The sequence below is a fragment of the Methanobacterium sp. genome, from assembly GCA_030017655.1.
Classification (GTDB): domain Archaea; phylum Methanobacteriota; class Methanobacteria; order Methanobacteriales; family Methanobacteriaceae; genus Methanobacterium_D.
The window spans coordinates 35,571-43,136 of the sequence record JASEIM010000018.1 but is presented as its reverse complement, the minus strand read 5'-3'; the positions used below and the strand labels follow the sequence as shown (position 1 = coordinate 43,136).

Sequence of the window (7,566 nt, the reverse complement as noted above, 5' to 3'; positions counted from 1 at the left end):
CGTTTAAATCCCTCCTCAAAATTCATAGAATTTTGTGGTTCAGGAAAACAGAGCTATTGAAAATCAGAGATTTTCGATGCGTGTAAAATTCATAGAATTACTATTCTGAAAACCTACTGTTTTCCTTCAACCTCAAAAACTTTATTTTCACATGCTCCTTTAAACTCTATTTAGAAAATTATATCTAAAAATATATAAAATGATCTTTAATTTCAAAATAAATTTACATTAATTAAAGATCCTAATACTCTTCAATAAAAGTAAAATAAAATAAAATTATTTAAATTTAACCTGTTTATCCTTTCTGAGTAACTCATCAAATTCAAGACCTTTAGAAAATGCTAAATCCACATCAACTTTGTAATTATCTCCTCTTGTCTTTATAAGGTCGTTAATATGCACAAATCTCCATTTCTTGTTCTTAAATTTAGCGCCGAGGTAAGGTTCCGCACCAAAAATTTCTGAAAATTCCCTTAGCCCAACTATCTTCTCAGAATTAATATAAATATGCTCTGCAGAGGTTGATTTAACTTCAATTGCCAGATAAATCTTCCCATTACCTGCAATAATATCTGGTAATGGTTTTTTTGTAGCACCCCCTGAAGCCGGCGCCCTCATGGCTGCACAATCCGCATTCCAAAGCATTTTAACCAGTTCTCTTTCTACACGTGACCCTTTTTTGTTCATATAAATCGGCTCTGAAATCCAAATCTAATAATTCAAAAACTAATATAACTTAATTTTAAGACTATATAAACCTTTAATTAAAATTTAGAAATAAAAGAGAACATGTAAAAAAATCTAAAACTAACTAATTAAACCATATTTTTTAAAGAGATCAAAAATTAAATATCGCTGTACTCCATATTAGTAGCGATAAAAGTCCCATTTTTACAAGGAGCCTTTAACCATTCTATTTTAGCATCTTTAGCCATTATCCTTTTATCTAAAAAGATGATATCCACTATAATTCCAGATCGGTTGTATTCAGGATCATCAGTTATAAATCTTGAAAACGAGCCCCTGTAACAATATTTGTTCTTTAAAAACCATTGAATTAGGCCAACACCATCCATATAGCCTATCAACTTACCTTTGTGCATGACATTGCATTTTGGTGAGCTGCATGTTTTTTCCATTTTTATCATGTTAATCATCCGAATTAATGTCTGGATAATATTATGGAAATCCCTAATAAAATTTTTGTGTTTACTGATTATGAAAAATTAGAAAAAATAATGGTAAATGTTAAAATGGGGCCGGGGCCGAGATTCGAACCCGAGTCGTGGGATCCACAGTCCCAAAGGATAACCACCTACCCCACCCCGGCAAATGAATTAAATAATGGTGGATTAATGCGGGAGCAGGGATTCGAACCCTGGTAGGCCTGCGCCAACAGGTCCTAAGCCTGTCCCCTTTGGCCAGCTCGGGCACCCCCGCTAGCATGAGCCCTGATATAATTGTCAAAATAAATTTTGACTATGTAAATTTTTATAAATTTAAGAAAAATGCTCCGGCCGGGATTCGAACCCGAGTCTTCGGCTCGAAAGGCCGAAATGATTGGCCGGACTACACTACCGGAGCATGTGATTTATTTTATATTAAAGTGGGCCCAATGGGATTCGAACCCATGGCCGCTCGGTTATGAGCCGAGCGCTCTACCTGGCTAAGCTATGGGCCCCAGAGCGCCCCCGGCAGGACTCGAACCTGCGACCAATCGGTTAACAGCCGAACGCTCTACCTACTGAGCTACGGAGGCTATGCCAAGCAAAGCCTACAGACTATTATCTTGTAATCTGCAAGAATTGAAAATCAAAGATTTTCAAACTTGAAACTATAGTTTCAAGATTTTAAAATATAAGCACATTTGTGACGTATTTTTTAAGTTAGTGATTATAATATATAAACGTTTTGGATATGTAAATTCAGAGTATAACCAAGCATTACGTGCTTATACAATATATACTTTGTTATTACAAGCTATATAACTTTTATTTCTAAATAACAAAAAAATTGAATATTTAAAAATCAATTAATATTTTAAATATTTTCTCCTATATAGAACTAATATATTTAAAATTCATTCTAACTTTAATAAGGTGAATCATGAATCTAATCAATAAAATCAAAAACTTTGAAACCCTTGATTTAATGCAAAAAGCCAATGAAATTACCCTGAAAGAGCATGGAAATCAAATAACTCTTGAAAGAGCTATTTTCCTTTCATGGTGGTGTAATAAGGGGGACTGTCTGTTCTGTTACATGTCCTCGCAGAAACCAAAAATTAAAGAACCTCAAAAAGCCAGGAGGAATATAAACTCAATTTTAGCCGAAGCAGAGCTTTGTAGAAGAACTGACTGGAAAATCGAATTCCTTTCAGGAGGATACGGTTCTTTTTCAACCGAAGAAATTAAAAATATCTCCCAGAATATTTACAGAATTACTGGTGAACCTGTATGGCTTAATATCGGAATCACAAAGGATCTTGAAACGTATGAAGATGAAATTACAGGAATTACAGGAGCCGTTGAGGTTGCAAACCCTGAATTACATGATAAAATATGTCCAAGTAAATCTTTAGAAGATATAAATGAGATGCTTGAACTCGCTGGAGATTTAGGGTTCCAGAAGGCAATAACTATTATTTTAGGGCTTGGAGAGACTCCTGATGATTTAAAATATTTATTCGATCTGATAAATGATGTTGGGATCGATAGAGTTACCTTTTATTCACTTAATCCACATAAAGAAACCGTTTACGAAGATACACCCCAACCGGCGTCTTTATATTATGCGGGAGTTGTTGCTGCAACCAGAATTAAGTTCCCGGAGCTTAAAATAATTACAGGGACATGGATAGATAATCTGGCCAATATAGGACCTTTGCTTTTAAGCGGAGCTAATGGACTTACTAAATTCCCATTATTTAAGATGTTTGGAACTCGTTATGGGAAAAGAGTTGAAGAAGAAGTTTATTGGGCTGGAAAAAAACTTATTGGAACTTTTAGTGATTTTGATAAATTACAGAAAAGTGGGGAAATTGATCCACAACTTGAGCCATTTATAAAAAGATATATTGATAAGTGCATTAAATAAAAATAGATGTTAAGATAAATTTTTAGTATAAGTTAAATTTAGATGTTTTTGTTGATTATATAAAAAAATGCTAATTTAATCACTAATTTAATATTATAGATTTTTATAAGGAGGAATTTTTATTAAGATGAAATGCGGACTTGAAATTCACGTTCAACTTGAAACTGATTCTAAATTATTCTGCGACTGCCGTACAAATTACCAGGATGCTCCAGCAAATTCAAACATCTGTTTTGTTTGTCTTAACCAGCCCGGGGCAAAGCCATATCCACCAAATGAAGCTGCAATGAATGGGGCAATTAAGATAGCTTTAATGCTTGGATGTAAGATAGCGGAAAATGAGACTTATTTCCTGAGGAAGCATTATGATTATCCGGATCTTCCATCTGGTTATCAGCGTACCTCAATCCCCATAGGATATGAAGGAAATCTGAACGGTGTGAGAATTCGCGAAGTTCACATCGAAGAGGACCCTGGCCAGTACAAACCAGATTTAGGTGTGGTTGATTTCAACAGATCTGGAATCCCGCTCATTGAAATTGTAACAGAACCAGATATGAGATCACCTGAAGAAGCAAGAAATTTTCTTCGTGAGCTCATCAGGGTTTTAGAATACAGTGGAAGCGCACGTGGAGAAGGAACAATGCGTGCAGACGTAAATATATCCCTTGAAGGTGGAAAAAGAGCTGAAATAAAGAATATAAATTCTATAAGGGGTGCATATAAAGCGCTTAAATATGAGATGGTAAGGCAGAAAAACCTCATCAGAAGGGGAGTTGAAATAAAACAGGAAACACGCGCTTTTCTTGAATCACAGATGATTACTGTTCCAATGCGTCTTAAAGAAGAAGCCGATGACTACAGATATATACCAGATCCTGATCTTCCCCCAATGGTGGCTGAAGAGAATCAAATTGAAGGTATAAGAGAAAAAATGCCTGAACCACCACATATCAAGACAGATAGATTCATTGAAGAGTATGGAATTGAAAAAGAATACGCAAAGGTTATGACATCTGAACTGGCCCTTGCGGATGCCTTTGAAGAGATAGCTAAAAGTGTTGAACCATCTTTTGCAGCTCTCTGGATGAGAGATGAACTTAAAAGAGTGCTCAATTATAACAAAATAAGTTTTGAAGAAAGTGGTATAAAATCTGAAGATATTGTCGAACTTTTAGGCATGATAAAAGATAAAAAAGTTACTCCAAAAGCTGCTAAGAAGATAATAGAAAAAATGCCTGAAAATACAAAATCTCCATTAAATATTGCTGAAGAAATGGGTTTAATTGGTGTAAGTGATGAAGAAAGTGTGTTAAAAGCTGTAAAACAGGCCATAGATGAAAATCCTCAGGCAGTTTCTGATTACCATGAAGGTAAAAAAGGAGCCATGAATTTCTTAATAGGACAAGTAATGAGACTTACACATGGAAAAGCTGATCCTGGAGAAACTTCCAGATTTTTAAGGGAAGCTTTAGTTAAATAAATCCATATAATTTCTTTTTATTCCCTTAAACTTGAAAAAGATAACTTTTTAACCTACTTTATACAAAATAATTATTGAGTAATTCATGAAGTTAAGGTCAAAAGATGGCAAAAAATGTTTTAGATATGATTTTATGGCATCCAGAAATGGATATTAAACTATCTAAAATAACTTATATTCATAGAGGGGCTAATAGAAACCTTAAAACCATTGAAGGAGACCGTATAAATAAATTAGAACGCGGATTTTTAATACTTGATGAAGATACTCAGATTCCATATCATAGAATTATTAAAATTCAATATAAAGATAAATTAATATGGAATAAATAATAATTAATTTGATTTATTTATTATAAATACAATTATTAAGAGGATTTTAAATGAGTAATGCAGCTCTTGTAAAACATTATATGACAAAAGAAGTTATTACAGTAACTCCAGAAACTCCTAACGAGGAAGTTATTAGATTAATGAAAACCACAGGCCACGACGGATTCCCTGTTAAAATAAACGGCGAAGTTATGGGAATGGTAACTGCCTTTGATTTACTTTTAAAACCATGGGCTGATGCAGTTAAAGACATTATGTCAACTGATATTGTTGTAGCAGACCAGGATATGTCTATAAATGATGCAGCACGTGTAATGTTTAGAATGGGAATATCAAGGCTTCCTGTAATCGATAAAGAAGGAGAATTAGTAGGAATTATTACTAATACTGATATTGTAAGGTCCCATATTGAAAGATCAACACCAATGAAGGTAAACTATTTCAAAAAAACATTAGAACAGCTTTACGGCGTTAAGACAAAACTTTTGAGGATGAAGGTACCCACCGAAAAGCTCAGGCCAACCCAAAATAAAATATATGCCGATGAACTTCAGGGCCGGACCTATGAAATTAAAAGAGGACTTGCAGAGCCCACAATCACTGTTAAAAGTGGGAATAGATTTATTTTAGTTGATGGCCATCATAGAACTGTTGCTGCTTCTAAACTTGGATTTAAAGAAATAGATTCATATGTAATTGAATTAGAAAAAGATATTAAGCTTGGACTGGAAAAAACAGCAGATGCTGATGGAATATACACCCTAAACGATATTAAAATAATTGACGATGCACAGCATCCCCTAATAGCTATAACTGGGAGTTTAAGGAAAGATAGAAAATTAGGAAATTAACTACTTTTTTAAGGAGATTAAAAGTGAAAGATAAAATTATAAGGGAAGTTTATAATGTTTTAGAAGATAGACGCGATAATCCTGTTGATTCTTATACCTCAAAACTTATGAGAGATGATGAAAAACTGGCTGAGGATAAAATCCTAGAAAAGATCGGGGAAGAAGCCGCAGAAGTTATCATCGCATCTAAAAATGATGAAAATCTTGTTTATGAAGCTGCTGATCTTATTTTTCACACATTACTACTTCTGGTGTATAAAGGCGTTGAAATAGATGAGCTTTTGAGTGAATTTGAAAAACGAAGGAAATAATCAGAGTTTTAATGTTTTGTAAGGCCATTTAATGAGCCTTCCAAATATCCATGGAACCGTAATAATGAAAATTATAGTCACAACAATCATTGTAACTCCAAAAACTACTGGAGGAATTTTAGCCTGTAGATTTATTAAATAATTACTTAGCATGCTTATTACTGAAGTTATAGCCCCTAAAATTATGATTAATATCAGTCCTGCAATCCATTATTTTTAAAAACAGCAGTTACGGCATCTGCACTCATCCATATTTACACATTCCAATAAATTTAAAATTTGTTTTTCATCACTTCTTCCATAAATCTCTCCTTTATCTCTTCTGGTTCCATATCAATTACAGGAACATCTGCATTTCCCGGTTTAACTTTCATATGCACAAACACAGGGCCTTTAGATTCTAAAACTTCTCTGAAATTAATTTTTTCTTCAAAGACAAATATGTTTTTAAATCCAACTGACTCTGCAATCTTTGCAAGGTCAACCTCTGTTGTGTATGTGCATTGTGATCCTGTAGAGCCATAGCACTGATTATCAAACACAACAAGAATGTAATTCTCTGGATTCTGGCTGAAAATCGTTACAAGAGTTCCCATATTCATAAGAACAGATCCATCACCATCAAACACCACAACTTTCTTTTTTTGAGATAATGCAAGTCCCAATCCAATTGAAGATGCCATTCCCATTGAACCGAGCATATAAAAGTGGGTAGAAGAATCTTTAACATGATATAATTCCCTTGAGGGAAATCCAATATTGCAAATGACTAATTCGTCTTCCAGACTTTCTGCTATCTTTTTTATGGCTTCAATACGTTCCATAACATCACCACTAATTTTTTATTTCCAGAATGGAATTTCCAGTAATATTCCAATTGGAGCTCCACCCATTTCAGAGAGTTTCCATGCTTGTGGAATAACTTCAAGGGCTTCTTCGGGGGTTTTAGGATTTAAGTATGCAATATTCAGTGCATCTAAAATTCCTGGTGTTGCATTTCCCATAGGAATTTGAGCACTCATAAATTCCCCTTCAGTACCTCTATGGCTCATTATCATGAGTATGGGGATTCTGTAAAGTTCATATAAAGATGCAAGCACATTAACTGAATTTCCAAGTCCTGAATTTTGCATTAAGATTGCAGGTTTTTTTCCGCCGAAAAATGCCCCTGCACATATCCCAAATCCTTCTTCCTCTCTTGTTACAGGGACATGGATAATGTCTTCATCACAATCTACAAGTTCCATGATTTTTCCAAGATTTACACATGGTAAACTAGCCACAAAATCTATTCCTGCTTCTTTAAGGGCTTTATAAACTGCTTCACTACTATCCACTTAACACACCTTACTATTTTGTACAAAATCAATGTATAATCAAGTTCTCATTTTATATTATGTTGTATTTAACTTAAGAGTATTTTTATAAAAAAGTTTATTTTTCAAAGAATAATTCTAAGTAGATATTTTAACAGTTATTAGAGTTAATGTCAT

Annotated in this window: 9 protein-coding genes and 5 tRNA genes; 5 read left to right on the top strand and 9 right to left on the bottom strand. The window is 33.9% G+C overall.

Translation table 11 applies throughout. From position 1 onward, the window contains the following. Positions 1–276 precede the first annotated feature (276 nt). From hjc to QMD61_08590, 7 genes are all read right to left on the bottom strand, one after another. Positions 277–687, bottom strand: a complete 411-nt coding sequence (gene hjc, locus QMD61_08620; protein ID MDI6724690.1) for a Holliday junction resolvase Hjc — start codon at positions 685–687, stop codon at positions 277–279. Positions 688–845: 158 nt separating this feature from the next. After that, a complete protein-coding gene (locus tag QMD61_08615) occupies positions 846–1,148 on the bottom strand; it encodes a hypothetical protein (GenBank protein ID MDI6724689.1) in 303 nt (100 codons plus the stop codon). 106 nt (positions 1,149–1,254) lie between these two features. Continuing rightward, positions 1,255–1,330: transfer RNA gene (locus QMD61_08610), tRNA-His, on the bottom strand. 26 nt (positions 1,331–1,356) lie between these two features. Beyond that, positions 1,357–1,440, bottom strand: a tRNA-Leu gene (locus QMD61_08605). A 69-nt stretch (positions 1,441–1,509) separates the two neighbouring features. Then, positions 1,510–1,584: transfer RNA gene (locus QMD61_08600), tRNA-Glu, on the bottom strand. Positions 1,585–1,607: 23 nt separating this feature from the next. Further along, positions 1,608–1,681, bottom strand: a tRNA-Ile gene (locus tag QMD61_08595). Positions 1,682–1,686: 5 nt separating this feature from the next. After that, positions 1,687–1,759 (bottom strand) — tRNA-Asn (locus tag QMD61_08590). Between the two features lie 347 nt (positions 1,760–2,106). Here QMD61_08590 and QMD61_08585 point away from each other — a divergent pair. From QMD61_08585 to hisE, 5 genes are all read left to right on the top strand, one after another. After that, entirely contained in the window at positions 2,107–3,096 is a 990-nt protein-coding gene (locus tag QMD61_08585) for a radical SAM protein (protein ID MDI6724688.1), read from the top strand. Positions 3,097–3,223: 127 nt separating this feature from the next. Beyond that, positions 3,224–4,579: an Asp-tRNA(Asn)/Glu-tRNA(Gln) amidotransferase subunit GatB gene (gene gatB, locus QMD61_08580; GenBank protein MDI6724687.1), complete on the top strand. Its 1,356-nt coding sequence runs from the start codon at positions 3,224–3,226 to the stop codon at positions 4,577–4,579. 104 nt (positions 4,580–4,683) lie between these two features. Further along, complete coding sequence (locus QMD61_08575; protein MDI6724686.1) at positions 4,684–4,911, top strand: RNA repair domain-containing protein; 228 nt, start codon at positions 4,684–4,686, stop codon at positions 4,909–4,911. 50 nt (positions 4,912–4,961) lie between these two features. Next, positions 4,962–5,762, top strand: coding sequence for a CBS domain-containing protein (locus tag QMD61_08570; GenBank protein ID MDI6724685.1), 801 nt, complete (start codon positions 4,962–4,964; stop codon positions 5,760–5,762). A 23-nt stretch (positions 5,763–5,785) separates the two neighbouring features. Next, on the top strand, positions 5,786–6,073 hold the full coding sequence (gene hisE, locus QMD61_08565) for a phosphoribosyl-ATP diphosphatase (protein MDI6724684.1): 288 nt from the start codon (positions 5,786–5,788) through the stop codon (positions 6,071–6,073). A 272-nt stretch (positions 6,074–6,345) separates the two neighbouring features. Here the strand turns inward: hisE and comE are convergent, their stop codons facing one another. Both comE and comD read right to left on the bottom strand, forming a co-directional pair. After that, positions 6,346–6,897 carry a sulfopyruvate decarboxylase subunit beta gene (comE, locus tag QMD61_08560; protein MDI6724683.1) on the bottom strand — a complete coding sequence of 184 codons (552 nt, stop codon included), beginning with the start codon at positions 6,895–6,897 and terminating at the stop codon, positions 6,346–6,348. 18 nt (positions 6,898–6,915) lie between these two features. Continuing rightward, positions 6,916–7,410, bottom strand: coding sequence for a sulfopyruvate decarboxylase subunit alpha (gene comD / locus QMD61_08555; protein MDI6724682.1), 495 nt, complete (start codon positions 7,408–7,410; stop codon positions 6,916–6,918). Between the last annotated feature and the right edge of the window lie 156 nt (positions 7,411–7,566).

Bases quoted from the DNA above. Each gene is read 5' to 3' on its own strand.
- comE (MDI6724683.1), bottom strand. From the start codon at position 6,897: ATGGAACGTATTGAAGCCATAAAAAAGATAGCAGAAAGTCTGGAAGAC.
- QMD61_08585 (MDI6724688.1), top strand. From the start codon at position 2,107: ATGAATCTAATCAATAAAATCAAAAACTTTGAAACCCTTGATTTAATG.
- QMD61_08570 (MDI6724685.1), top strand. From the start codon at position 4,962: ATGAGTAATGCAGCTCTTGTAAAACATTATATGACAAAAGAAGTTATT.
- QMD61_08615 (MDI6724689.1), bottom strand. From the start codon at position 1,148: ATGATAAAAATGGAAAAAACATGCAGCTCACCAAAATGCAATGTCATG.
- gatB (MDI6724687.1), top strand. From the start codon at position 3,224: ATGAAATGCGGACTTGAAATTCACGTTCAACTTGAAACTGATTCTAAA.
- hjc (MDI6724690.1), bottom strand. From the start codon at position 687: ATGAACAAAAAAGGGTCACGTGTAGAAAGAGAACTGGTTAAAATGCTT.
- QMD61_08575 (MDI6724686.1), top strand. From the start codon at position 4,684: ATGGCAAAAAATGTTTTAGATATGATTTTATGGCATCCAGAAATGGAT.